We start from the raw sequence: 25,201 nt of genomic DNA on the forward strand, positions 1-25,201 counted from the left end.
CGCGATGCCGGGGTGGACGAGCCGGTGGCGCGGACGCGACGCGGCGCCCGCCATCGCAACCGGCAGCCTGGTGCGAGGCGTGCACGCCGCTAGCCGCCGCGGGCGGATGGCGGGCGAGGGGGGAGGGACATGGATCTGGCGCTGCAGCTGATGGTGGGATTCTCGGTCGGCATGGCAGTCCTGCTTGCGGCGGTCCTCGCCGGCGGCCATCGACGGCTCGAACTGCCGTGGCAGTCGCGCCTGGCGGGTTTGGTGATGCTCGCCGGGCTGGCGGCGACCCAGCTCGGGCACCTGGAGTTCGCGACGGCGGCGGAGGCCTCGCCCACGCGCCGCTACGTGGTGGTGGTGTTCCTGCAGTCGCTCGGCTTCTACTGGCTGCTGCTGGGCGTGCTGCGTCCGGAGGGCGGCTGGCGCCGGATCGAATGGGCGCTGGCGGTCGCGATGCTGGCACTGGCGCTGGCGATTCCGCTGTCCTGGGCGGTCCCGGTGGCGCTGGCGCTGGGTGCGGCGGCAGCCGCGCACCTGTGCGTCCTGGTCTACCGGCTGCGCGCGCTGCGGCGCTGGTTCGCGCTCGAGCTGAAGGTGCTGGGACTGTTCGGGCTGATGGCGGTGGCGGTGGCGGCGAGCGGCCTGCTGGCGCGGGCGGGGATGGGCTGGTACGGCTACGCCTGGACCTATGCGGCGCTGATCGCGCTCGGATTCCTGCTGGTGGGCTGGCTGCTGCTGAGCGTGCCCGACCTGGTGCCGAAGACGCGCGAGGCGGTGGCGGTGGCCTATGCGCAGTCGACCCTGGCCCGGGTGGACCGGGACGCGATGGCGGCACGCCTGCGGCAGCTGTTCGAGCAGGAGCAGATCCATCGCTCGGAGTCGCTGAGCCTGGCCACCGTGGCCGGGATGCTCGGCCTGAGCACCCACCAGCTGTCGGAGCTGGTCAATACCGAGTTCGGGCTCGGGTTTCCGCGCTTCGTCCGCCAGCACCGAGTGGAGACCGCCAGGCAGATGCTGATCGAGGAGCCCCGGGCCTCGGTGCTGTCGGTAGGGATGGCGGCCGGCTTCAACTCCCAGTCGAGCTTCTATGTTGCGTTCAAGGAACAGGTCGGCGAGGTGCCGGGCGAGTACCGCCGGCGCCGCCTGGCGGCAGCGGAACCTTCCGGATGATCATCCTGGAACCCCGCAAGTCGTTGATCCTGCGTCGATCCGCCCCCGGATCCGGCCGACCTGTTCCGGATTGATCTTTCCGGAAGCCGGAACGCTCCGCCCGGCCCAAGCTGGCGCCACCTTCAATCCTGAGGTGTCACATGCTCGAGCTGGGAGACTTTGTCATGACGCATTTCGCCTATGGGCTGTATCTCGCGATCTCGGTGGGAATGACGATCTGGGTGGCGCGCGCCCTGTCCGCCAACGGAGAGATCTTCCTCATTCGCTGTTTCGGCCAGGACCGCGAGCTGGCCGCCTCGACCAACCGCCTGCTGGTGATCGGTTTCTACCTGGTCAACCTGGGGTTCATCAGCTACCGCCTGAACGACTGGCAGGTCGATACCGTCGCGCTGATTCCGGAGGTCGGGTCGCGGGTGGGCATCACCCTGCTGGTGCTGGGCCTGATGCATTTCTTCAACATGGTGATGATCGCCCGCTTCGGGCGCGCGGTGGGTTCCTGGGCGCAGGATCAGGCGGCCGCGACAGACGCAGGCCCGCCCGACGCACTGGGGACGGTCGTCAGGGCCGACCGCTGAACGGCTGAAGGCGGCGAGTGCGCGCACAGGTGGAGCGCCAGGGCGCGCGAGATCCACGGCTGGCCTGCCCCCGCCGCCGGAGTGGCAGGCCGCCGCCCGCGACGCAGGTCAGGGGTGCGGTCTGGCGGGTCGCGCGCCTCCGGCGCCCCGCCTGGACCGGGCGGTTGCGGCGCGCGCCCGCAGCAGCGTGCCGGACCGCCTGCGCAGGCGGTCCCACAGCGCTTCGGCGATCGGGCCGTGCGGACGATCGCGGCGCCGCACCGCCGCCAGCGTTTCGTCGATGCCGGGAAAATGCCGGCCGGCCAGCGACACCAGGCGGCCGTCGCGCAGTTCCTCTTCGATCATGAAGCGGGGCAGGTGGCCCCAGGCCATGCCGCCGACGATCAGTTCCTTCTTCATCGCGTGATCGGCCACCGTGCACTGCGGCGCTCCCTGCACCACGTAGTGGTCGCGGTCCGGGCGCCGCGTGGCGGAGTCGCGCAGGATGCACTGGGTCAGCCGGCGCATGCGCTCGGGCGTGATCGAGCGCGTCACCGGGAACGGCAGGAAGCCCGGAGCGGCGACCGGTACCAGCGACACCGCCCCCAGATCGATCCATTCCAGGCGCGCGTCGCGGGTGTCGGCGCGGTGCACCGCCAGGTCCGCCCGGTCGTCCAGCAGGCGCTCCCAGGGCCCGGCCACCGCTTCGTAGTGCAGGTTGAGCCGCGTGTCCGGGTGCCGGGCGAAGAACTCGCCGAGCAGCGCCAGCACCTGCGGCCGCGGACACAGGTCGCCGATCACGACCTGCAACTGCGTTTCGGTGCCCATCGCCAGCTGGCGGGCATGCCGCTGCAGCGCGTCCGCATCGCCCAGCAGCAGCGCCGCCTGGCGATGGAACGACAGCCCCTGGGCGGTGGGCCGGACCCGGTAGCCGCTACGGTCCAGCAGTGCCACCCCCAGCTGGCGTTCCAGCTTGCCCACCGCCGCGTGCACCGCCGGGTGGGAGCGATGCAGCAGCGCGGCGGCCGCCTGGAATCCGCCGGCGCGGACCACCGCGTCGAAGCACTCGAGCTCGTGCAGGGTGAACCCGGAAATTGTCATCGTTTTCGACAGTGATCTGGCGAACTTCATAATATCAATCGATGTGCGGCGGCCCCAGGATGCGGCTCTCCACCCACTGGAGCCCGCCCATGAGCCTCGCGTTCCTGCCCCTGCTGGCGTTCGGCGTCGCCGCCGCCTCGCCTTCCCCCGACGCGGCGCTCGCCGAGCTGCGCCCGGCGTCCGCATCGGAAGGAGCCGCGGCGCCTTCCCATTTCGTCACCGGCGACGGGGTTCGCATCGCCTACCGGCTCGACGGCGCGCCGGACCGCCCGGTCCTGATCCTGGCCAATTCCATCGGCACCACCCTGGAGATGTGGGACCTGCAGGTTCCGGCGCTGTCGAAGCACTTCCGCGTGCTGCGCTACGACATGCGCGGCCACGGCGGCTCCGGCGTGCCGCCAGGGGCCTATTCGATCGACCGCCTCGGGCACGACGTGCTCGAGCTGATGGACGCGCTGGCGATCGAGCGCGCGCACCTGCTCGGCCTGTCGCTGGGCGGATTCGTCGGCCAGTGGCTCGGGGTGCACGCGCCCGAGCGCATCGACAGGCTGATCCTGAGCAATACCGCGGCCTACCTGGGGCCGCCGCGGCGATGGGACGAGGCGATCGCCGCCCTGCGCGAGGCGCCGGACATGGCCGCGACCGCGGAGTCGTTTCTGGCGAACTGGTTCCCGCCGCAGATGCTCGCGGAAAACGGCCCGCGCGTGCGGCAGTTCCGCGGCATGCTGCTGGCGACCGAGCGCCAGGGGCTGGCCGGCGCCTGGGCCGCGGTGCGCGACGCCGACCTGCGGCGCAGCATCGCGCTGATCGAGCGGCCGACGCTGGTGATCGCCGGCGCGCACGACACCGTCACCCTGCCGGAGCACGGCGAATTCATCGCCGCGGCAGTCCCGGGTGCGACACTGGAGATCCTGGACGCGGTGCATCTGCCGAACATCGAGCGACCCGACGCATACCTGCGGCTCGTGCTCGACTTCCTGGCCCCGGCCCGGCTGGCGGGCGATCCGCCGGAACGATAGTCTCGCGGCCATGGGCATGATCACCTGCGTCGTGGAGTACACCATCGATCCGGCCAAGCTCGAAGCGTTCGAACGCTTCGCGCGGGAATGGATGCGGCTGGTCGACAAGCACGGCGGGCGCCATCACGGCTATTTCCTGCCGGGCGAGGGTGCCAGCGACAAGGCGCTGGCGCTGTTCAGCTTCGACAGCCTGGCCGCCTATGAGCGCTACCGGGCGCGGTTCGGCGAGGATCCGGAGTTCATCGCCGCCGACCGGATCCGCGACGAGTCGGGCTGCGTGTTGCGCCACGAGCGGAGCTTCATGCGTCCGCTGCTGCCGGTCGACGTCGCCGGTGGCGAGCCCGGCGCTTCCTGACCGCCCGCGTCGCCCGGAACGCCATGCTGCGTCTTCCCATCCCCGCCCTGCGTCCGTTCGTCGCGCTGCTGTGGTCGCAGCCGGCGGCGCCGCACCGCGCCGCGCCGGCGCGGTACGAGCACGTGCTGCCGACCGGCAGGATGCATCTGGCGGTGCGCCTGGGCGATGCGCCCCTGTGCCTGGTCGACGCCGCCGGCCGCACCATCGCCACGCCCGGCCATGCCGTGCTCGGCGGCGCCCGCGACGGCTACTACGCCAAGCTGGCGGGACCGTCCGCGGGTTCGGTCGGCGCGCAGTTTCTGCCCGGCGCGGCGCGCGCGCTGTTCGGCGTGGCGGCGGGCGAACTGGCCGGGCGGCACGTCCCGCTGGAGGCGCTGTGCGGCGCCGCCGCCGCAGGCCTGCGCGCGCGGCTGATCGAGGAAGCGTGCCCGCAGCGCCGGCTGGAACTGCTCGAAGCGTTCCTGGCCGCGCGCCTGCCGCGCGCGCGCGGGCTGCACCCGGCCGTGGCCGAAGCGCTCGCCGGCCTTGCCGGCGGCGGTTCGGTGGCCGAGCTGGTCGCCTCCAGCGGCTACAGCCACCGGCATCTCACGGCGGCGTTCCGCGACGCGGTCGGGCTGACGCCGCAGCGGTTCCGCCGCGTGCTGCGGTTCCAGGTGGCGCTGGCGGCGCACCGCCGCGAACCGGGCATGCCGTGGGTGCGCGTGGCCCATCTGGCCGGCTACAGCGACCAGGCGCATTTCGTGCGCGAGTTCCGCGCCTTCACCGGGGTGAGGCCGGGCGACTACCGCCGTGCGGCCCCGGTGGCGCGACATCACCTGCCGGTCGACGCGGATCGGGTCGATTCCATTCAAGACGCCGGTCGCGCGCCCGGCTAACGTGCCGCATCGACCTACCGAGACACTCACGCATGGCCATCCACGAACTCTTCGCCTACCTCTGCGTCGCCGACACCGACGCCGCGATCCGCTTCTACTCCCGCGCCTTCGGCGCCACCGAGAAGTTCCGCCTCACCGAGCCCGGCGGACGCATCGGGCATGCCGAAATGGACTTCGGCGGCTGGACGGTGATGCTGTGCGACGAGTATCCCGAGTACGGGATTCGCGCGCCGGCCGCCGGCGCCCCGGCGGGCGTCACCCTGCACCTGCACGTCGACGACGCCGACGCCACGATCGCGCAGGCCCTGGCGGCGGGCGCGACGCTGGAGCGCCCGGCCACCGATGCCTTCTACGGCGAGCGCAGCGGCAGCGTGCACGACCCGTTCGGGCACCGCTGGCTGATCGGCCACAGCATCGAGGAGGTGGCGGTGGAGGAGATGCAGCGCCGCTACGACGCACTGATGCGGGCAGGGGGCGGCCCCTGCGCCGGCGAGGGCAGCGATTGAGGCTCAGCGCCGCGGCGGCCGCGCCAGCCAGTGGCGCAGCGCCGCGTTGGCCTGTCGCGTGACCTCGTCGATCCCCGGCGCGAGATCGACCGCCACCACATCGGCCTCGCCGGCCGGTGCCTCCAGCGCCAGCAGCTGGCTGTCGAGCAGGTCCGCCGGGGCGAAATGTCCGGTGCGCGCGCGCAGCCGCGCGCGCACCAGTTCCGGGTCGCCGGCCAGATGGATGAAGCGGGTGGGATAGCCGAGTTCGCGGAAACGCTGGCGGTGGCCGCGACGCAGCCCGGACCAGGCCAGCACGCAGCTCTCGCCCTGCGCGCGGTGCCGGCGCAGCGCGGCGCACAGGGCCGCGATCCACGGCTCGCGCATCGCGTCGGTGAGCGGCTCGCCGCGGGCCATGCGCTCGCGGTTGGCGGCCGGGTGGAAGTCGTCGGCTTCCAGCAGACGGAAATCCCAGGCCCGCGCCAGCCTGGCGGCCAGCGTCGATTTGCCGGAACCGCTGACGCCCATGGCGATCACCAGCACCGGCACCGGTTCGGCGGCGGCGTCGCTCATGCCGGGGGCAGGCGCACGTCGACGCGGTAGTCGCGGCCGGGGCGGATGCCGCCGATGCAGTCGCCGTCCAGCGGTTCGCCGTCGACCCGCACCTCGATCGCCGTGGCGCCGGTTCTGCGCGCGTAGCGCACGTCGAAGCGGGCGCCGCGGAACAGGCGCTCGGCGCGCGCCTGCGGCCATTCCGGCGGCAGTTGCGGCGTCACCCGCAGCCCCTCCGGCGCGCCTTTGAGGCCGAACAGGTCCTCGATCAGGATGCGGTACATCCAGGCCGCGGTGCCGGTGTTGAACAGCTGGCTGGAGCGCCCGGCGGTGCGCGGGTGCTCGCGCCAGGCGCCGCGGTAGTAGTTGGGGATGAACACCGGCAGCTGCCCGCGCTGCCGGTAGTCGGCGTCGTCCGGCCCGCACAGCATCCCCCGCAGCACCCGCCAGGCGCGCGCGGACTCGCCGGCGGCGTACAGCGCGTGGACGTAGAACGCCGCGGCGTGGTTGTAGACCGAGCCGTTCTCCGCGGTGCCCGGGAACTTCTGGGTGAGGCGGCCGACGTCTTCGCGCATCCCGGTGTACGCCGGCGCCAGCATCATCGCGCCGTAGGGGGTTTCCAGCTGCCGCTCGACGGCGGCGATCATCAGCGTGCGCCGCCGCGCGTCGGCGGTGCCGGCGAGGATCGCCCAGCTCTGCGGGTTGAGGTAGATCCGCCCCTCGGCATCATTCGCGACCCCGAACGCCACGCCATCGTCGGTGATGCCGCGCGCGTACCACTCGCCGTCCCATAGATGGGCATTGACCGCCGAATTGAGGTCGGCGACCCCGGCGCGGAACTCGGCTGCCAGGTCGTCGCGCCCGTGGCGTTCGCAGACATCGCCCCACAGGCCGAGCGCATGGGCGGCGGCCACCGAGAGCCAGCCGGACACGCCCTTGCCCCGGTGCCCGACCATGTTCATCGGATCGCACCAGTCGCCCTGGCCGATGTAGCTCAATCCGCGCGCGTCGCGTGCGGCCAGCAGCCAGCGCATCGCCCGGCAGATGCGTTCGAACACGGTGAGCGTCTCCCCCGCGCCGTCCTGGATACGCGCGTCGAGGATGCCGTGCTCGCCGGTCTCGTCCAGGTAGGCGCGCAGGCAGACCGGCAGCCAGACGCAATGATCGGTATGCGGGATCTGGTTGATGTACTTCAGTTCCGCACCCTCGGCCAGCAGGATGCCGTCGGGCATCGCGCCGCTGGGCTCCTGTTGCGACAGCGCGCGCAGGAACGCTTCGCGTGCGGCCTCCGGCGCGATGTAGCACATGCCCATGTGGTCCTGCAGGTAGTTGCGGGTCTGCGGGTCGGTGGTCAGGCGGTTGGCGTCGCCGTGGTAGTACACCTGGCGCGGCAGCCAGCGGTTGGCGAAGCGGTCCAGGTGCCGGTCCGGCGTCTCGATGCGCAGCACGCCGCGGCCGCGGGCGATGTAGGCGGCGTACTGATCGCGTGCCCGCGCGAAGCCGGCCCCGTCGAGATAGCGTTCGCGCAGGCCGGCGATACCGGCATCGTCGCGTTCCGGGGCCAGCAGGAAGCGGAACTCCTCGGCCTGGCCCGGCGCCAGCGCGATGCGGTACTGCAGCACGGCGGCCGGGGTTTCGTGCAGCGCCTCGCCGCAGCCCAGCAGCGCTTGCCGCACCCCGTCGGGGGCGTGCAGGCCGCCTTCGCCCTCGAACGCCTCGCGCGAGGTTTCGAACGCCACGGGTTCGCGGTCGTGCAGCAAGCAGGTCCGGTCCTTGAAGCCGCGCTGGCGCGACCAGTCCTCCACCTTCTGGTAGGGCGTCACGCTGCTCGCCACCACGCCGCCCAGGTCCGGCCGGTAGCGGGCGGACTGGTTCATCCAGCTCATGTAGCCGATCGGCACGTAGGGATAGACGCCGAGCCGGCGGCTGCGCCCGGACGGGTTGCTGACCCGGATCCGCCACAGCTCCACCGCCGCGTCCGCAGCCAGGCCCACTTCCATCTCCACCCGCACGCCAAGGCACTCGACCGTCCAGCGGATGTCGCTGGCCCCCACCGAGAACTCGAAGCGGTCGGGCTTCGCCCGCACCGGCTCGTGAGGCGCGGAGAAGATCTCTCCGCTCTCCTCGTCCTTCACATAGCAGAAGCGGCCCGGATGATGGGCGTAGTAGGGTTGCTCCGGCTGCATGAAGGTGGCGGCCTCGAGATTCGGCGCGTGGGTGTAGCGCGCAGGCTCGGGCTGCATGAAGCGCGCCACCGCGAAGCCCCGGCAGTTGACCTGCATCATCATCTGCCGATTCCAAAGAAAGCCCGCCGCCCGCGGCATCGCGGTCGGGTCGGTCAGCACGAAACGCTCGCCGTCGTCGGTGGCGCGTACCAGCATGCAGTGCCTCCGTCAGTCGCCGGCCTGTTGCCGGACCGACAGGTCCAACTGGATCCGTTCCAGCCGCGGGCCGCTGAGGTCGTAGAACCGCAGCGCGAACATCGCGACCAGCGCGAACGCCCCGGGCACCGCGGTCTGCAGCAGCACGATGCCGGTCTGCGAGGCGCCGCTCTGCGCCTGGTTGGCGGCGTAGCCCATCGCCGCCAGCACCCAGCCGACGCCGGCCGCGCCGAGCGCGCCGCCGAGCTTCTGCGAAAAGGTGGCCGCCGAGAACGTCATCCCGGTGGCGCGGCGGCCGGTCTTCCATTCGTTGTAGTCGGCGGCGTCGGCGTACATCGACCAGGTCAACGGCGACTTGGGCCCGAGTGCCAGGCTGATCAGGATATTGAGCAGGAACATGACGACGATCGCCATCGGCAGGTCGGCGCTGTCGCTGCGGCTGCCGTCGGCGCCGATCCTGACCACGCTGACCACCTGGCCGTTGGCGCCGTCGAGCGTGAGGGTGGGGCCGCTGCCCTCCAGGGCCACCCGTTCGCGGACGATCCAGAATGCGTTCTCGTGGCGGGTCCAGCGATAGCTGTCGCCGGTCCGTGCGGGCGTATCGAGCATCGCCTCGGCCCGCAGCGTCACCGGGGCGTCGCCGGAGACCGTCACCACGCCGTTGGAGTCCGGCGCCGGGACGAAGGCGTAGCCGATCGACAGGATGCCGACGATCGCCATGGTGACCATCAGCAGCCGCGCCTTGTCGAAATGCCGGGTCAGCCAGGGCGTGGCCAGCGCGCCCACCGCGTAGGCCGCCATCTGCAGGCCGATGTACGCGCCCATCAGGTCGGGCCGCTGCACGAAGTACTTGAAGTAGTAGGCCGCCGAGCTGCCGCGCAGCACGATGGTGATCATGACGATCATGGCCAGGGCGAACAGCACCACCCAGGGACGGTTCTTCAGCAGGTCGGCGATGTCCGCCAGCGGGCTGGTCTTCTGCGCCGGTGGCGGCGCGACCCGCTCGCGGGTGGTGAGGAAGGTGACCAGGAACAGCGCGGTGGCCACCGTGCTGTACAGCACCATCGTCAGCTGCCAGCCCCGCGCCGGGTTTTCGCCGCCGAACCAGGCCGCGAGGTCCGGCGTGGCGGCGCCGACCACGATTCCGGTGAAATAGGCGAAGAAGAAGCGGATCCCGAAGATCGAGCTGCGCTCGCCACCGTCGGCGGTCAGCACCCCGGCCAGCGAGTTGTAGGGGATGTTGACCAGGGTGTAGCAGAGCATCATCGCGCTATAGGTCGCGTAGACCCAGACCAGCTTGCCGGTCTCGCCCAGCTCCGGCGTGCTCATGGTCAGGATCGCCGAGCCCATCAGCGGCAGCGCACCGAACAGCAGGTAGGGGCGGAACTTGCCCCAGCGGGAGCGGGTGCGGTCGGCGAGGGCGCCGATCGCCGGATCGGTGAACGCGTCGATGATCCGGGTGGCCGCGAACATCCACGCCGCGGCGGAAGCGGAGATGCCGAAGACATCGGTATAGAAGTACAGCAGGTACGAGCCGATGATGACCCAATAGAAGTTGAACCCCGCGTCGCCGAGGCCGAACCCGAGCTTCTCGCCCAGCCCGAGCTTGGCGGTCCTGTCGCTCGCTGGACGCTGGCCGTCCGTTGCCTCGTGGCTGGCTGTCAATGCCGCTCCCGGGTCCGTGCTGGGCGTCGGCCCGGCCGTCTCCGTTAACGCTAACATGAAGCGCCCGGGATCACCGCCGGCCCGCGCGGCGCCTCCCGCGGCCTTCGCGGCCATGGGCCGCTCCCACGGAGGATGCGGGCCTGCACCCGTAGGAGCGTGCCATGCACGCGAAAGCCGGTGCCGTCCGCCAGCGCCCGGCAGCACCGCCAACCCGGTCGGCACTCCCGTGGCTTGCGCGGCCGTGGCCCGCTCCTATTGGAATCAGTCCCGTCCCCCTGGCGCAGGTGGCGCGCACCTGCCGCGCGGTCAGCGACGGCGTCGCGATCGCCGTGATGCGCTTGCAACGACCAGGGCCGCACCGGCCAGCGTGACCGCGTCCTCGACGGCGCCGGTGGCGACCTGGCCGTAGCGCGCCGTCGCCCGCTTGCGCAATTCGAAAGCCAGATACGCGGTGCCGACCGCCGCCGCTGCGCCGAGCGCAGCGGCGGCGGCGCGCTGCCGCCTCGGTGCGAGGGCGGCACCGGCGATCGCGCCGGTGGCGATCCGCACGGCGAGGCCGGCGGGGGCGATCCGGTCCGGCGCCGATCGCTGCTTGTCTCCCACCAGCTCGCGGCCGGCGATGGCGATCGCGCCGTGCGCCGCGAGGCGGTTCGACAACAGGCGCGGTGCGCCGTTGCCGACCGGCAGGGCACCCAGGCGGGCGGCGTTGGTCACCGCGGCGAGCGGCGTCATCGCACGCATTCCGGCGACGGCGCCCATCAGCAGCGAATGGATCAGGGCCATGTCCGGTCTACCTCCTCGCGCGCTTGGCGGATGATGGCGGGTGGCTGGTGGTGGATCGATTCGACCACCGCCGAGCGGCCAGTTGACGACATGGGATGTCTTCGCAACGAGAAGGGAAGCGCCACGGCCCGCGCGCGGCTCAGGCCGGCAGCGCCCGTTCCGGGGCAGACGTGGCGACGGGCGCGGTCTCCGCGAGCATCGCGTCGACCAGTGCGTCGACCTTTGCCTCCGCAGCGGCCACCGAGGCGAGCAGCCGCTCGTCTCCGAATTCCTCGTATTCGACCGCAATGCAGCGCAGGTCGTGGATGCCGATGAAGCCGAGCGCGGTGCGCAGGTGCGGATCGAGATGGTTCATGTGCGCCAGCGGGCCATCCTCGTCCATGCCGTGGCCGCCGCGGGACGACAGCAGCACGACCCGCCGCGGCCGGTCGGCCAGCAGCGGCACGTAGGGGTCCTCGCCGCGCCCGGGATCGAACTCCACCGTGCGGCCGATCCGGACGATGCCGTCGATCCATGCCTTGAGCGGCGCCGGCATGCCGAAGTTGTACAGCGGTGCGCCGATCACCAGCAGATCGGTCCCGATCAGCTCGTCGACCAGGGCGTCGCTCTCGGCCAGCCGATCGACCATCCACGGCTCGCGCGCCTCGCGGCGGGTGAACTCGGCGCGGATCCAGTCGTGGTCGACCAGCTGCGGCGGGCTGGCGCCGAGATCGCGGTAGCGGACCGGATCCTGCGGGCGGGCGGCGCGCCATCTGGCGACGAAGCGGTCGCTGAGCGCGCGGGTGTACGAACCATGCGGATCGATGCCGCGCCGGCCGGGGCGGGCGCTGCTATCCAGGTGCAACAGGTGGATCATCTTTGGCTCCTCGTATGAGTTACTGCCGCTCATGCTTGCGGCGGCGTGGGGTACGCTAGGGCCCTGTACGTACGCAGACAAACGATCTTTTTTGCCAGAATGAATTAGAGGAACTAACTCATGAGCCGACTGCCGTCGCTTTCGGCGCTGCGCGCGTTCGAGGCCACCGCCCGTCTCGGCAGCGCCAAGCGCGCCGCCATGGAGCTGTCCGTCACGCCGGCGGCGATCAGCCATCAGCTCCGTCAGCTCGAGGCCGAACTCGGCCAGCCGCTGTTCGTGCGCCGGCCCCGCCAGCTTCTGGTCACGCCGCAGGGCCGGGAACTGCAGCGCGCGCTGACCGGCGCGTTCGCCGCGATCGTCGCGGCGGCCGATCGGGTGCGCGCGCCGCAGCGGCGCAGCCTGACCCTGAGCGCCACGCCGGCGGTGGCCTCGCGCTGGCTGGTGCCGCGCCTGCCGCAGCTGCGCGAGGCGTGCCCCGGGCTCGACCTGCGCATCCACGTGTCGCACGAGCCCGTCGCGCTCGATGGCGTCGAGGCGGATCTCGCCATCCGCTACGGCGGCGGCCAGTGGCCGGGGCTGCGGGCGTCGAAGCTGTTCGACAACGTGTTCGCGCCGGTGTGCAGTCCGCGGCTGCAGTTGCGCGATCCGGGCCAACTGTCGCGGCAGACCCTGCTGCATTTCGCACCGCCTGGCGCGCGCAGCGCCCCGGTCGATTGGACGGCCTGGCAGCGCCGCGCCCGCGTTCCGGGGCTCGACCCCGGCAAGGGGCCGGTGTTCTCGGATGAAACCCATGCCATTTCAGCGGCGCTGGCCGGGCAGGGCGTGGCGCTGATGAGTCTGGCCCTGGTCGCCGACGAACTGCGCGCCGGCTCGCTGATGCGTCCGTTCGGCCCGGAACTGCAAGCCGAGCCCTTTCACCTGGTCCACCCCGAGGACGAGGGCGGGGATTGCTGGATGGCGACCCTGCGCGAATGGATCCTGAATCTGCCGCCGCTGGCCCTGCCACCACCGACGGGCGCAGCGCCCATGTCCGCGCGCGACGCCGTAAGCGCCGCGGAGCCGCAGCGCCGCAGCAGGCGGGGAGGGCGCGCCCGGGATCCGGCATAATCCGCGCCTTCTTCCCGCGTGGGCTTCCGATGAACAAGACGTACGCGCTGGCGATCCTGCTCCTTTCCGCGATCGGGGCGGCGGCCGCGCAGCAGCCGGTATTCGACATGCACGTGCATCTGCGCGAGGGTGCGGCGTCGGCCGCCGAGTACGAGGCGCAGCTGGCGAAGGCCGGCGTCGAGCCGACCGCATACGGCGCCATGTGGTTCGGCGGGCCGCACCAGGCGCTGGCGGGCCAGCCCGAACGGATCCGGGAGGGCAACGATTCGATCGTCGCGCTGGCCGCGGCCAACCCCAAGGTGCTGCCGATCGCCACCGTGCACCCTTATGACGGCGAGGCCGCCCTGGAGGAGCTGGAGCGGGTCGCGGCCCACGGGGTGAGGGTGCTCAAGATCCACGCTCACACTCAGCGTTTCGAGCTGGACGACCCGCGCGTGCTCGCGCTGGTGCGACGCGCCGGCGAACTCGGCATGGTCGTGCTCATGGACAATGCCAACATCACGCCCGGCGAGAGCGAGCACCTGTTCAACCTGGCGGCCCGGGCGCCCGGCACCAGGTTCGTGTTCGCCCACATGGGCGCACTGAACTTCCGCTACTGGAACATCCTGGCACTGGCGCGGACCGCGGACGGGTTCGGCATGGACAACATTCACTTCGACCTGTCGGGCCCGCTGCACCTCGTCGCGGATTCGCCGATCGAGGACGAGTTCGTCTGGACGCTGCGCAACGTCGGCATCGAAAGCCTGCTGCTGGGATCAGACCATCCGCAGATGTCGCTCGCCGCCGCGCTGGAGGCGCTCGAGCGCCTGGACCTGGACGAGGCGGAGAAGGCGGCCATCCGCTACGGCAACGCCGAGCGGCTGTTCGGTCTCGCGCCAGCCGGCCTGGACTAGTTCCGGCGGCGAGGGTGGTCCAGCTCGCCGGATCCCTGGCTCCCGCGCTTGTGGAAGTACACCCGTTCCGCCGCCCAGCGCAGCGGCGGCGAGTGCAGCAGCAGATCGAAGGGCCAGTCGAACTGGAGGCGGTCGTAGGCCCAGCGCAGCGCGCGCTTGGCGCGGAAGCGCGGCGCGGCCTCGACCGCGACCTGCTCCGGCGGGGGGGCGCCGTCGCGCAGGTGTGCGGCGATGGCGCGGCCGACCGCCCAGCCGTGTTCCCACGCCGAATGGATGCCGCCGGCGGTCACCGGCGAAACGATGCCGGCGGCGTCGCCGACCAGGATCGCGCGGTCGCGGGCCATGTCGAACACCGGGCCGCTGCAGGGGATCAGCCCGGCGCGGGTGTGGCCCGGCCTGAGATGGCGCGGCAGCCCGCCGGCGCGGCCGGCCCGCAGCAGGAAGCCGTCGATATCCGGCGCCCGCGCATGCGCCGGATCGTGGCGCAGCGCCAGCCCGGCCTGGATGCCGGTGGGGCTCTGCGCGATCCAGCCGATGTAGCCGGGCGCGTAGCGTTTGCTGATGAAGCAGTGCAGCGCCTCGGGCCGGGCCAGGACCGCGCCGGGGAACTCGTACTCGATGCCGTAGAGGAACTGGCGCACCTCGCCCAGCCCGCAGCGCCGCGCCACCCGCGAGCGCGCGCCGTCCGCGCCGACCAGGAAGCGCGTGGTGCCGACGCCGTCCACCCGCCAGCCGTCGCCGCTGCGTTCGCAGGCATTGAACGCGGCGCCCAGGCGCAGGTCCACGCCGTTGGCGCGCATCTGCTCCGCCAGCCAGCGCATGACCGCCGGCGTGTCGGTGGTGAGGAAGTAGTAGCCCGGGGCGGCCAGGGCGACCTGCTTCAGGCTCGGCGCGTACAGGCGCACTTCCTCGACCTGCCGGGTCATCCGCGACGGCAGCCGGTTGAGGAGGGTGCGCTCCGCCGCCTCCTTGACGATGATCCCGGTGGTGCGCAGCTTCTCCCCCGGGTCGCGCTTGCGTTCGAGCACGCACACCCGCAGGCCCCGCTGCGCGGCGGCGATGGCGCAGGCGGCGCCCGCGAAACTGGCGCCCACCACCACCAGGTCGGCGGCCGGCAAGGGTGAGGGATCGGCCATGCGTGCTCCGGCGAAAGGACATGCCGGGGACCATAACGATGCGGGACGAAGCCGCGATGGCGTCATTGTGAAGCGGGTTTGAAGTCCCGGGCGCCCGGTGGCCGCAGCCCCCGCGGGGGCTGCGGCCGCTGCGCGGCTGGCCTCAATCGAGCCGATGCTCCGCGAGGACGTCGCCCGGACAGGCGGGGCGGTCGAACCAGTCGACGACGACGGGTGCGAGCAGGTCCAGACGCATCGGCAGGCTGAGGTGGCTCTCCCCCGCGATCTCGAGATAGCGCGCGTGCGGGGCCGCGGCGGCCAGGGCGCGGCCGTGCGCGACCGGGACGTGGCGGTCGGCGCCACCGTGCACCAGCAGCGGGCAGGGCACCCGGGCCAGCGCCGCGCCGACGTCGACCGCGTCCAGCGGCAGGTCCAGGATCGCGCCGGCCTCGGCGACCGCCGCGTCGAGCGCCGCGTCGTCCATCCGCCACTGCATCCAGCGCCGCGCCAGGCGCTCGCTCCAGCCGGCGGGCGCGCTCTGGAGCATGTGCGGCACCATGTCGCGGATCGCGGTGCCGGCCACGGCGAACGATTCCAGTGCGACCACGCGCTCGGCTCCCAGGCGCGGGTCGGCGGCGGCGAACACCGCGGTGGCCGCGCCGTAGGAGACGCCGAGCAGGTGCAGCGGGCCGACGATCTCGCCGCGGGCGCGCAGCGCGTCCACCACCTCGACCACGTCCCGCGCTTCGCGCGTGCCGTAGCCGACCGGCGCCGCGTCGGACCGGCCGTGGTTGCGCAGGTCGATCGAGACCGTGCGGTATCCCGCCTCGCCGAGGCGCAGCGCCCAGGGCAGCAGCGAGTCGCCGGTCATCATCCAGCCGTGCAGCAGCACCACGGTACCGCGTGGCGGCGGCGCGGGCGCTGCCGGCACCTCGAACTGGATATCGGGGAACGCATCGTGCGTCCGGCCTGCCGGCCAGCGCGTGCGCACGCCGTAGTCGCCCGGGTCGATCGCGCGCCAGAACACCCGCGCGCCGCTGCCGGTGACGACCCGGCCGCTGCGGTCCGGCAGCCGCGCCAGCGCGGCTTCGATGCGATCGGCCGGCAACAGCGGCGAGGTCCCGCCAGGCGCGACCAGGTGCGCCGCCAGCGAGGCCGACGGGCCCGGCCAGGCGGGGAACCCCGCCGCCAGCAGGCAGGCGCAGAGCAGGAGGGTGGAGCGCAGCATCGCGAGGCGTCTTCGCAGGAACGGCCGCGCAGCCTAGCGATTGCCTGCGCGCGGCTCTATCGCAAATCGATGACACCGCGATGACAGCGACGCGGCCGTTCAGCCCGCCACCCGATGGCCGACGGTGCCGCCGCCGCGCCGGCCGCTATCCCTCGTCCAGCGGGGTCCAGCCATCGTCGTGCATGATCTCGATCGCGGCCGTCGGCACCGGTGACATCACCAGCAGTTCCCTTCTGCGCACCGGCCAGATCACCGCGATCATGGTGGCCGCGTCCAGGTCGTCGGCGTCCAGATAGAGCTTCATCGCGCCGGTGTTTCCGGGCCCCACCGCGCTCCAGGGCCGTTCGGCCAGGCCGTCGATGGCGAAGCGGTAGAAATAGTCGTAGTTGTCGTAGGCGGTGGCGGCGTCCAGGCCGGTGCTGAAGAACCAGCCGTTCTCGCGGTTCTTCGACAGGCACCAGGCTTCGGCCTCCGCCGCGAGGGTGCCGCTGGCGACCAGCCGCCGCAGGTTCGCCCTGGCCTCCTCCAGGCTCGCCGCCTGCCAGGGCCTGAAGCCGCCCATGGCGGCCACTTCGGCCGGGGTGCGCCCAGGCTTGCCGCCGCTGGCCCCGTCTTCGCCGCGGAATGCGTATGGCATCGTTTTTCTCCAGGTTGCGCCGGACTGCGCACCGGCGATTCGGCGGAACATTGCGTCGTTCCACCACAGCGAGAACGCCAGCGGCGCGCTGGCGTGAATCGCCCAATGCCGGCGCCGACTTGACGGTGCCGGGGCGCCACGCGACATTTGCCGGCGGTCGCGCCCGTCGATCGGCGGCGCGCACGCCCGGTCCGCCGGGGCCGGACCGACCCACGCGACGTCGAGACCGCGGGAGCGCTCGCCATGGACAAGCTGACCCGCCGCCGGTTCCTGGGCCAGACCACCGCCGCGATCGCCGCGGCGCCGTTCGTCAGCACCGGCGCCACCCGCGCACGGGCGCAGGAATCGCGCCGGCTCGGCTTCGCGATCTGCGGGCTGGGGCGGCTGAGCGAGGGCCAGATCGCCCCGGCCTTCGCCAGGACCAGGCATTGCCGCCTCGCCGGCCTGGTCACCGGCACGCCCGCCAAGGCGGAGGCGTACATGGCCAAGTACGGCGTGCCGGCCGACAGCGTGTATTCGTACAAAACGATGCACCGCATGGCCGACAACCCCGAGATCGACGTGGTTTACGTGGTCACCCCCAATGCACTGCATGCACGCGACACCCTCGCGGCCGCGGCTGCCGGCAAGCACGTGTTCTGCGAGAAACCGCTGGAGATCTCGGTGGAGCGCTGCCAGCGGATGATCGACGCCTGCGCCGGCGCCGGGCGGATGCTCGGCACCGCCTACCGCTGCCGCTACGACCCGCATCACTTGGAATGCATCCGCCTGGTGCGCGAGCGCGAGTTCGGCGCGCCGCTGGTCATCGAGGCCGGCTTCGGCATCGACGTCGGCGAGCCGGGCCAGTGGCGGCTGCAGCGCGCGCTGGCCGGGGGCGGCGCGCTGATGGACGTGGGCATCTATGCGCTGCAGGCCACCCGCTACCTGACCGGTACGGAGCCGCTGGCGGTCTCCGCGATGCAGACCAGGACCGATCCGGTCAAGTTCGCCGAAGTGGACGAGAGCATGGTCTGGACCGCCAGCTTCCCGGATGGGGTGGTCGCCCACTGCAGCACCAGCTACAAGGCCGCCGGCATCCAGCACATGCGGGTCAATGCCGAGCGCGGCTGGTTCGAGCTCGATCCGGCGTTCTTCTACAACGGCAACCACGGCCGCCGCAGCGACGGCCGCGAGATCCGGTTCCCGGAGATCGACCTGTTCGCCGCGGAGATGGACGACTTCGCGCGGTGCATCCTCGAAGGCCGTCCGAGCATGGTGTCGGGCGAAGAGGGACTGCGCGACGTGCGCATCATGCAGGCGATCTACGCGTCCGCGCGGACCGGGACCAGGGTGGAGCTTGCCTGAGATGGGGGGCGGCGGGCCCGGGCGCCACGGGGCCGGCAGGCGCGCCTGCGCCAGGCCCGGCCAGGCCAACCCGTACGAACGGCTACCATTCCCGGTCGCGCACGCCGATGGGGAGGACCAGTGACTTCATCGCTGGATGACGCCACCCGCGCTGCGCGGACCCCGACGCGCCGGCGCGTGGGCCTGGCGCTCGGCCCGCTGCTGTTCGCGCTGGTGTATTTCCTGCCGGCGCTGACCGGGCTGGAAGAGGCTCCGCGCGCGGTGCTCGCGGTGACGCTCTGGGTGGCGACGTGGTGGATCACCGAGGCGCTGCCGATCCCCGCCACCTCGCTGATGCCGATCTTCCTGCTGCCGCTCACCGGCGGCGCGGACGAGCGCACCGCCACCATGGCCTACGGCAACCCGATCGTCTTCATGTACATGGGTGGCTTCACCATCGCCCTGGCGATCCAGAAATGGGATCTGCACAAGCGCATCGCGATGGCGATCCTGGCGATGGTCGGCGCCGGCGGGCAGCGCATCACCCTGGGCATCATCCTGGCCACGGCGTTCCTGTCGATGTGGATCTCCAATGCGGCCACCGCGCTGATGATGCTGCCGATCGGCCTGGCGCTGATCGAGCAGATCCGCAGCGAGCGCCTGTACGAGGAGGCGGCGCTGCGGCGCTTCGCCAAGGGCCTGCTGCTGTCGATCGCCTACGCCGCCTCGATCGGCGGCCTGGCGACCCTGATCGGCTCGGTGCCGAACGCGGTGTTCGCGGCGGTGTCGCAGCAGAACCTCGGCCGCACGGTCACCTTCGCCGAGTGGTTCCTGTTCGCCTCGCCGCTGACCGTAGTGATGCTGGCGGTGCTCTACGTCTACATGACCCGGTTCAAGTTCCGGGTGCGCCCGGCCCGCGAGATCGGCAGCGGGTTCGTAAGCGATCAGCTGCGCCGGCTCGGGCCGATGGGATTCGAGGAAAAGGCGGTGCTGGCGGTGTTCGGCGCCGTGGGTGCGCTGTGGATCGGCGGCGGCTTCCTGCCTGCGGGGCTGCGGCTGTCGGACACCTCGATCTCGATGGTCGGCGCGGTCGCCCTGTTTCTGCTGCCGGCGCGGCGCGGGCGCGGCCGGCTGATGGGCTGGGCCGACATGCGCGACCTGCCCTGGGGGCTGCTGCTGCTGTTCGGCGGCGGGCTGTCGCTGGCGGCCGCCTTCGAGAGCTCGGGCCTGACCTCGTGGTTCGGAGCGCTGCTGGCGGGCCTGCAGGTGCTGCCGTTCGCGATGATCATGCTGGCGCTGGCCGCGATCGTGCTGGCCATGACCGAGGTGATGTCCAACACCGCGGTCTCCAACATGCTGATCCCGGTCGGCATCGGCCTGGCGCTGGGCATCGGCGCGGACCCGCACGCGATCATGGCGGTGATCGCGCTGTCGGCCAGCTGCGCCTTCATGCTGCCGATCTCGACGCCTCCCAACGCCGCGGTCTTCGCTTCTGACTACATCGCCATCGACGACATGGTGCGCGCGGGGCTCTGGATGAATCTCGCCGCGGTGGTTCTGATCAGCGCCTTCGTGCTGCTGTGGCAGCCGCTGGCGATGCCGGGCTGACCCGCCGGCGGGCGGCATCGCTGGCGCCCGCCGGGATCCGATCAGTCCGGGATCTCCGGTTCGACCAGTTGCGCCAGCAGCGTCAGCGATTGCTGCCAGCCGAGGTAGCAGTCCGCGGCCGGAATCGCGTCCGGCACGCCTTCCTGCACGATGTCGAGCTCGGTGCCGCAGGACACGGCCTTGAGCGACACGGTGACCGTCATCTCGCCGGGGAGCCCTGGATCGTCGAAGCGATCGGTGTGGCGGATGCGCTGGTTGGGCACCAGTTCGATGTACTCGCCACCGAAGCTGTGGCCATTGCCGGTGGTGAGGTTGGCGAACGACATGCGGTAGCGGCCGCCCACCCGGGCGTCCATCTCGTGCACGGTGCCGGTGAATCCGTGGGGCGGGAGCCATTTGCACATCGCGGCCGGGTCGAGGAACGCACGGTAGACGCGCTCGGGCGGCGCGGCCAGGACGCGGTGGAGGCGGATGGTGGACGGCATGGTGATTCTCCGAAAGCAGAGGACGGCCCTCTGCTTCGACGACGAACCGGACGGACGGGAATCGACACAGCCACGACCTGCCCTCGGCGCTGCCACCGGCCACGGGCGGCTGCGGTCAGCCGCGGGCATCGAAGGCGCCAGGTGGATGCGGTTGCGAGGCGCGGGCGAACCGGCGGCGGGCGCCAGCGGACGCTGGACGCAACGCTGCGCAGCCGGTCGGTACACTGGCATGATGCGTCGATCCATTTCGCCGGCCGCTTTTCCGCCGTTCCCCGCCGCTGGCGGCAACGGGTGAGGCCGGTGGCGGCTCCGACCCTCGCTGGCGTGCCCGCCAGCCGCGTGCAGCTGCCGCCGGGCCGCTGGGCGACGGTGCTCGATGCACTGTGCGATCGCTTCCCGACCATCTGTCGCGCCACCTGGACGGACCGTTTCGCCCGCGGCAGGGTGCTGGACGCGCGCGGGCGCCCGCTGGACGCCAGGGCGGCGCATCGCACGGGCATGGAGGTCCTGTATTTCCGCGAGGTCGCCGAGGAGCCGCGGATTCCCTTCGCCGAGACCGTGCTGCATGCGGACGCGCACCTGGTGGTCGCCGACAAGCCGCACTTCCTGCCGGTCGCGCCGACCGGCGCCTTCGTGCGCGAGACCCTGCTGGGCCGGCTGGTGCGCCGGCTCGGCAACCCGGACCTGGTGCCGCTGCACCGCATCGACCGGGCGACCGCCGGGCTGGTGCTGTTCTCGGCCGACCCGAGCAGCCGCGCCCGCTACCAGGCGCTGTTCCGCGAGCGCCGCATCGCCAAGCAATACCTGGCGCTGGCGCCGCCGCTGCCCGCGCTCGCGTTTCCGCAGCTGCGCCGCAGCCGGCTGGTGCGCGGCGAGCCGTTCTTCCGGATGCGCGAGGCGCCGGGCGAGCCGAACAGCGAAACCCGCCTGGAGGTCGCCTGGCGCGACGATCGCGCCTGGTGCTACCGGCTGCTGCCGGTCAGCGGCCGCAAGCACCAGCTACGGGTGCACATGGCGGCGCTGGGCGCACCGATCCTCGGCGACCCTCTCTATCCGTTGCTGCGCGAGCGCGGCGCGGACGATCCGTCGGCTCCGCTCCGGCTGCTCGCGCACGCGCTGGAATTCGACGATCCGCTCGACGGCCGCCGCCGCCGCTTCGCCAGCGCCCGCGAGCTGGAAGCCGCGGACGTGCCCGAAAGCTGAAGCCGGCCGCCGCGGCGTGCGCGGCCGTCTTCAGTCCGTCACCGGTCTGCCGGCCCGGTCCACCACCAGCCGGACCGGCCGCCCGCCGTGGTAGAAAGCTCGCGCGGTACAGCCCGGCGCCCGCGCCGGCCGCGTCAGTCCCGCGACGCCGGAAGCCCAGGGAGCGTGTGCGCCGGCAGCCGCAGGTCGAACAGGCGCGCGAACGCCTGCACCGCGAAGTAGAGCGCACCGAACGCGATCGCCGTCTGCGGGCGCCTGACCCAGAGGCCGTTCCCGGCCAGGCCCAGTTCCGAGACGATCGCGTAGGTCAGCCCGAGCCGCGGCACCGGCAGCAGCACGGTGAGCGCCACGCCCGCCAGATAGGCCATCACCGCCACCGCCCACGCCGACTGCAGCCGATGCCGCAGGTCGGGCCCCGGGCGTCCCATGGCGAGCGCGACCTTCGCCAGCAGCAGCCAGACGAACACCGCCAGCGGCCACCAGGAACGGGCCTCGGACACGAACGCGGCGATGAACGCCAGGTACAGCAGCGACATACCGCCGACGGTGCCGAGCCGGGTACGGCGCGGCACCCGTTCCGACAGCACGATGGCGCCGAGCACGGCGGAGGCGTGCACCAGCACGAACTCCACCACCATCACCATCAGTCCGGTACGTACCGCGCCCACCCCCAGCGTCAGCGGCGAGATCCAGAGCACCAGGAACCAGCCCGCGAGCGCGGCATCGGGAACGCTGCCCAGGACGCGCCCGGCCAGCGGTCTGGGCGCGGCGGGGGCCATCCTAGCGATGCCGCTGCCGGGCGGGCGAGGGCGCCACCTCGAATTCCCCGACCAGCACGGTCTCCGCCCGCTCGGCCAGCCGCAGCGTGACCTTGCGATCCCGTTGGGCGGGCGTGCCGAACCCGGTGCTGAGCCACAGCTGCAGGGTGGTGGCGCCGGCGACCAGCTGCTGGCGATCGCCGAAGAAGTTCGCTTCGACGCGGTAGGTCCCGGGCTTGGCGTCGCGCAGCGCGAATTCCTCGGGGCCGTAGCCGCCGGTGAAGTCGCGCGACATGCGCCCGCCCTGCCGGGTCAGCCGGTTGCCGTAGTAGGCCTTCTCGCCGTTCGGATCGGTGACCCACAGGTCCATGTCGCTGTTGTCGCTGTCCCAGCCGAGCACCACGCGCAGGTCCAGCGGCAGGTTGCGCAGCAGGCGCGGATCGAACCGGTCGGTATCGAGCGGCTCGGGCGCGGTCGCGACGATCGCGTTGAGTTCGGCCAGCGCGGTCTGCTCGATGTCCTGGAAGCGGCCGTCCCATTCGCCCTCGACCACCTGGTACAGCGCTTCGACGGCCTGCTGCCGCTGGCCGGTGGCCGCATAGGCCAGCGCCAGGTCGCGGTAGCTCTGCGGCTCCTCGGCGCCCATGGCCAGCACCCGCTCCAGCACCGGCAGCGCGAGGTCGGCGCGGTCGGCCTGCATCAGGCGGTAGCCAAGCACCCGCAGCACGTGGCGGTTGTCGAGGTCCATCTCGGCGAGATTGGACAACACCCGCAGCGCCAGCCCGGGCTGGCCGCGCTCGAACAGCAGGTCGGCGACGTCCAGATGGAAGGCGGTGCCCTGCGGCTGGCGCGCGCGCTCGTCGAGGTACATGGCGTACAGGTCCGCGGCGGCGGCCTGTCGCAGGCGCCGGGCGTAGGGCGAGTCCGGGCGCCACGGCTGCAGCGCGATGGTGGCCGCAGGTGCGGCGGGCGACGCCCCGGGCGCGGACACCGCCTGCTGCGGCCGCGAGCCTGTCGGATGGGCGCGGTCGAGGGTGGCCGGTTCCGGCGCCGCGCCGACCGGCGCCGGCGGAGGCGCGGATGCCTGCGCCAGCGGCCGGGCCGATGCCTCCCGCGCCGCCTCGTCGCGCGCGATCGCGGCCGTGGCGACCGCGGCGCCCTCCGCAACCTCGGCGTCGGCGTCGCCGAGCGCGCGCATCGGCGCTTCCCTGGGCGCCTCCTTGGGAAATGCACGCTGCCACCAGTCGGTGCGCTCGGCCCAAGCGGCGGCCACGGCATCCAGGCGCGCCTGCCGGCCCTGCCGGTGCTCGGCGCTCGCCGTCGCCTGCAGGCGCTCGAACGCGTCGCGCAGCGCCGCGGGCGGTTGGATCCGGTAGCGCACGTAGTCGGCCACGTCCTCCAGCACCAGCAGGGAGGTCTCGGGCGTGACCACGCCGAACCTGCGGCCGATGGCGGCGATGGCGGCGCGGTTGCGGCCGGGGTCGGCGCGCAGCGCCGCCAGCGAGAACCGCGCCCATTGCATCGCCGCAAGCCCGCCATGCGGCGCATCGCCGATCCGGACCTCGACCGGCTCGACCCGGCCGCCGCGGGAGAGCCGCAGGCGCAACCGCGCGGCGGGTTCCGTCAGCCGCCCCGCGATCCGCAGAAAGCCGTCCCGAGCGACCATCGATTCGGCGACCAGGTCGACCGCGCCCACGCCGTCCATCGAGACCAGGCGCGGCGGCGCGCGCAGCAGCGCGGCTTCCGCCGCCGCCAGGCCGCCGCTGTCCTCCAGCGCGATCGAGCTGCCGCGGTTGGCGGCGGCCAGCGCCGCCAGACGAACGCTGTCGCCGGCGCTGCCGGCGTGGATCGCGAACAGGCGCTGGGCCCCGCCCAGCGTCGGGAACGGCTGCGCGCCGTAGTTGAACAGGCCGTCGCCGAACAGCAGGTATTCGCCGATCGCGGGGTCCGGGGTCCAGCCGCCCGGGTTGGACGCGCCGTCGTAGACGGTGTCTTCCAGCGCACGGCGCAGTGCCCGCCAGTCGCCATCGGCGATCTCGAACGCACCGGCGACTTCCGCCGTGTCGCGCAGCCGGATGAGTTCCACCCGGGCGTCTCCTGCGGCCTCGAAATAGGCGTCCAGCAGCGCGAACTCCAGGTCGTGGGCGCGCCGCAGGCCGCTGGCGGAGCTGTCCCAGAGCAGGCCGATCCTGGCCGGCGGGGTCCTCGGCGGCGCCGTGTCGCCGACCGGGATCTCGGCCAGGAACCAGGTGTCGCCGTCGTGGACCTGCAGCCGCGTGGCGGGGGCCGTCGCCGCGGGGAAGCGCAGGGTGACGCCGCGCTGCGGGCGGAACGCGCTCCGCTCGAGGCGCAGCCGGTGGATGCCGTCGCGGCCGGTGGTCATCGCCCGGTCCCGCATCAGCCCGACCAGTTCCGGCCGGTCGCGGCCCAGCACCGACAGGTGGAGCGAATCCAGGCCGGCGGCGAACTGCAGCGGCACGGTCGCCGCCCGGCCGGCCCCGTCGCGCGTCAGCGGCTCGAGCAGGGTGACCCGTACCCGGCGGCTGCCGCCGGCCGGGAACGGATACACGCGCAGGCGGAAGAAGTCGCCCTCGGTCTGCTCGAGCAGGCCCGGATCGATGCCACGGCGCTGGATCTCCTCGAACACCTGGCGTCCGCGCGTCTTCTCCACCGGCACCGCGTCGCGCATCCTGCCGTCGATGTCCAGCGCGAAACCGACCACCTGCTGGCCGGGACGCAGCGGGAACTGCAGATTGCCCTCGAGCACCCGGGCATTGGGGTTGCCGAACACCATGTCGATGGTGGTGCGCGCCACGCCGGCGCCTGGCTCCACCACCACCGACGCGGACTCGAGCCGCACCGGAAGCTCTTCCGGCGCCACCCGGATCAACGGCGGCGCGATCGGCGCGGTGAGGTGGCCGCCGTCCTGGGCCGGCGCCGGCGCGTGGGCGAGGGCGGCGCACAGCAGCGCCGCCATGATCGGATGACGCATCGAAACCCCCGTTCCGGATCGGTGTCCCCAGGGCGAACGTACCCGAAACGCGAGTGGGGTTGAAGGAT

The 25,201-nt window shown here is 72.4% G+C and carries 23 protein-coding genes; 11 read left to right on the plus strand and 12 right to left on the minus strand.

Going from position 1 to position 25,201, the window contains the following annotated elements; all coding sequences use genetic code 11:
* The first annotated feature begins 129 nt into the window (after positions 1-129).
* Both QFW77_RS11685 and QFW77_RS11690 read left to right on the plus strand, forming a co-directional pair.
* Complete coding sequence (locus QFW77_RS11685) at positions 130-1,158, plus strand: AraC family transcriptional regulator (RefSeq protein ID WP_280574892.1); 1,029 nt, start codon at positions 130-132, stop codon at positions 1,156-1,158.
* Positions 1,159-1,298: 140 nt separating this feature from the next.
* Positions 1,299-1,733: a hypothetical protein gene (locus tag QFW77_RS11690; protein ID WP_280574893.1), complete on the plus strand. Its 435-nt coding sequence runs from the start codon at positions 1,299-1,301 to the stop codon at positions 1,731-1,733.
* Between the two features lie 108 nt (positions 1,734-1,841).
* Here QFW77_RS11690 and QFW77_RS11695 read toward each other — a convergent pair whose 3' ends face one another.
* Positions 1,842-2,813, minus strand: coding sequence for a LysR family transcriptional regulator (locus tag QFW77_RS11695; protein ID WP_280574895.1), 972 nt, complete (start codon positions 2,811-2,813; stop codon positions 1,842-1,844).
* An 89-nt stretch (positions 2,814-2,902) separates the two neighbouring features.
* Here QFW77_RS11695 and pcaD point away from each other — a divergent pair, with 89 nt between their 5' ends.
* Genes pcaD through QFW77_RS11715 form a run of 4 tightly spaced genes read left to right on the plus strand, consistent with a single transcriptional unit; the run spans position 2,903 to position 5,568 of the window.
* Complete coding sequence (gene pcaD, locus QFW77_RS11700; RefSeq protein ID WP_280574896.1) at positions 2,903-3,832, plus strand: 3-oxoadipate enol-lactonase; 930 nt, start codon at positions 2,903-2,905, stop codon at positions 3,830-3,832.
* Between the two features lie 10 nt (positions 3,833-3,842).
* Positions 3,843-4,187: an NIPSNAP family protein gene (locus QFW77_RS11705; RefSeq protein ID WP_280574898.1), complete on the plus strand. Its 345-nt coding sequence runs from the start codon at positions 3,843-3,845 to the stop codon at positions 4,185-4,187.
* Positions 4,188-4,210: 23 nt separating this feature from the next.
* Positions 4,211-5,062, plus strand: coding sequence for an AraC family transcriptional regulator (locus QFW77_RS11710; protein WP_280574899.1), 852 nt, complete (start codon positions 4,211-4,213; stop codon positions 5,060-5,062).
* A 32-nt stretch (positions 5,063-5,094) separates the two neighbouring features.
* On the plus strand, positions 5,095-5,568 hold the full coding sequence (locus QFW77_RS11715; protein WP_280574900.1) for a VOC family protein: 474 nt from the start codon (positions 5,095-5,097) through the stop codon (positions 5,566-5,568).
* 3 nt (positions 5,569-5,571) lie between these two features.
* On the opposite strand, the gene QFW77_RS11720 is transcribed toward QFW77_RS11715, so the two are convergent.
* The 5 genes from QFW77_RS11720 to QFW77_RS11745 all read right to left on the minus strand — a co-directional run bounded on the left by QFW77_RS11720 (position 5,572) and on the right by QFW77_RS11745 (position 11,784).
* A complete protein-coding gene (locus QFW77_RS11720) occupies positions 5,572-6,120 on the minus strand; it encodes a gluconokinase (RefSeq protein ID WP_280574901.1) in 549 nt (182 codons plus the stop codon).
* Positions 6,117-8,480: a GH36-type glycosyl hydrolase domain-containing protein gene (locus tag QFW77_RS11725; RefSeq protein ID WP_280574902.1), complete on the minus strand. Its 2,364-nt coding sequence runs from the start codon at positions 8,478-8,480 to the stop codon at positions 6,117-6,119. Before QFW77_RS11725 ends, QFW77_RS11720 begins: the two co-directional genes overlap by 4 nt.
* Before the next feature lie 12 nt (positions 8,481-8,492).
* Entirely contained in the window at positions 8,493-10,145 is a 1,653-nt protein-coding gene (locus QFW77_RS19030) for an MFS transporter (RefSeq protein WP_331487956.1), read from the minus strand.
* Between the two features lie 306 nt (positions 10,146-10,451).
* Positions 10,452-10,928: a DUF4126 domain-containing protein gene (locus QFW77_RS11740; RefSeq protein ID WP_280574903.1), complete on the minus strand. Its 477-nt coding sequence runs from the start codon at positions 10,926-10,928 to the stop codon at positions 10,452-10,454.
* 139 nt (positions 10,929-11,067) lie between these two features.
* Positions 11,068-11,784 (minus strand): FMN-dependent NADH-azoreductase, encoded by a 717-nt coding sequence (locus QFW77_RS11745; protein WP_280574904.1) that lies wholly within the window; start codon positions 11,782-11,784, stop codon positions 11,068-11,070.
* Between the two features lie 120 nt (positions 11,785-11,904).
* Here QFW77_RS11745 and QFW77_RS11750 point away from each other — a divergent pair, with 120 nt between their 5' ends.
* Complete coding sequence (locus QFW77_RS11750; RefSeq protein WP_280574905.1) at positions 11,905-12,891, plus strand: LysR substrate-binding domain-containing protein; 987 nt, start codon at positions 11,905-11,907, stop codon at positions 12,889-12,891.
* 29 nt (positions 12,892-12,920) lie between these two features.
* The gene (locus QFW77_RS11755; RefSeq protein ID WP_280574906.1) at positions 12,921-13,784 is read left to right on the plus strand and encodes an amidohydrolase family protein; all 864 of its coding nucleotides are present in this window, start codon (positions 12,921-12,923) and stop codon (positions 13,782-13,784) included.
* Here the strand turns inward: QFW77_RS11755 and QFW77_RS11760 are convergent.
* The 3 genes from QFW77_RS11760 to QFW77_RS11770 form a co-directional block, all read right to left on the minus strand.
* The gene (locus tag QFW77_RS11760) at positions 13,781-14,920 is read right to left on the minus strand and encodes an NAD(P)/FAD-dependent oxidoreductase (RefSeq protein WP_280574907.1); all 1,140 of its coding nucleotides are present in this window, start codon (positions 14,918-14,920) and stop codon (positions 13,781-13,783) included. The genes QFW77_RS11755 and QFW77_RS11760 overlap by 4 nt on opposite strands.
* A gap of 142 nt (positions 14,921-15,062) precedes the next feature.
* Positions 15,063-16,127 carry an alpha/beta fold hydrolase gene (locus tag QFW77_RS11765; protein WP_280574908.1) on the minus strand — a complete coding sequence of 355 codons (1,065 nt, stop codon included), beginning with the start codon at positions 16,125-16,127 and terminating at the stop codon, positions 15,063-15,065.
* A gap of 145 nt (positions 16,128-16,272) precedes the next feature.
* Positions 16,273-16,764, minus strand: a complete 492-nt coding sequence (locus tag QFW77_RS11770) for a hypothetical protein (protein WP_280574909.1) — start codon at positions 16,762-16,764, stop codon at positions 16,273-16,275.
* A 243-nt stretch (positions 16,765-17,007) separates the two neighbouring features.
* On the opposite strand from QFW77_RS11770, the gene QFW77_RS11775 reads away from it, so the two are divergent.
* Complete coding sequence (locus tag QFW77_RS11775) at positions 17,008-18,108, plus strand: Gfo/Idh/MocA family protein (RefSeq protein WP_280574910.1); 1,101 nt, start codon at positions 17,008-17,010, stop codon at positions 18,106-18,108.
* A gap of 120 nt (positions 18,109-18,228) precedes the next feature.
* Positions 18,229-19,695 carry an SLC13 family permease gene (locus QFW77_RS11780; protein WP_280574911.1) on the plus strand — a complete coding sequence of 489 codons (1,467 nt, stop codon included), beginning with the start codon at positions 18,229-18,231 and terminating at the stop codon, positions 19,693-19,695.
* Between the two features lie 41 nt (positions 19,696-19,736).
* Here QFW77_RS11780 and QFW77_RS11785 read toward each other — a convergent pair whose 3' ends face one another.
* Positions 19,737-20,180 carry an SRPBCC family protein gene (locus QFW77_RS11785; protein WP_280574912.1) on the minus strand — a complete coding sequence of 148 codons (444 nt, stop codon included), beginning with the start codon at positions 20,178-20,180 and terminating at the stop codon, positions 19,737-19,739.
* A 300-nt stretch (positions 20,181-20,480) separates the two neighbouring features.
* On the opposite strand from QFW77_RS11785, the gene QFW77_RS11790 reads away from it, so the two are divergent.
* On the plus strand, positions 20,481-21,383 hold the full coding sequence (locus QFW77_RS11790; protein ID WP_280574913.1) for a pseudouridine synthase: 903 nt from the start codon (positions 20,481-20,483) through the stop codon (positions 21,381-21,383).
* 134 nt (positions 21,384-21,517) lie between these two features.
* On the opposite strand, the gene QFW77_RS11795 is transcribed toward QFW77_RS11790, so the two are convergent.
* Positions 21,518-22,162, minus strand: a complete 645-nt coding sequence (locus tag QFW77_RS11795; RefSeq protein WP_280574914.1) for a hypothetical protein — start codon at positions 22,160-22,162, stop codon at positions 21,518-21,520.
* Position 22,163: 1 nt separating this feature from the next.
* On the minus strand, positions 22,164-25,133 hold the full coding sequence (locus tag QFW77_RS11800) for a DUF2135 domain-containing protein (protein WP_280574915.1): 2,970 nt from the start codon (positions 25,131-25,133) through the stop codon (positions 22,164-22,166).
* Positions 25,134-25,201: the final 68 nt, after the last annotated feature.

The organism is Luteimonas endophytica (assembly GCF_029887875.1).
GTDB lineage: Bacteria > Pseudomonadota > Gammaproteobacteria > Xanthomonadales > Xanthomonadaceae > Luteimonas > Luteimonas endophytica.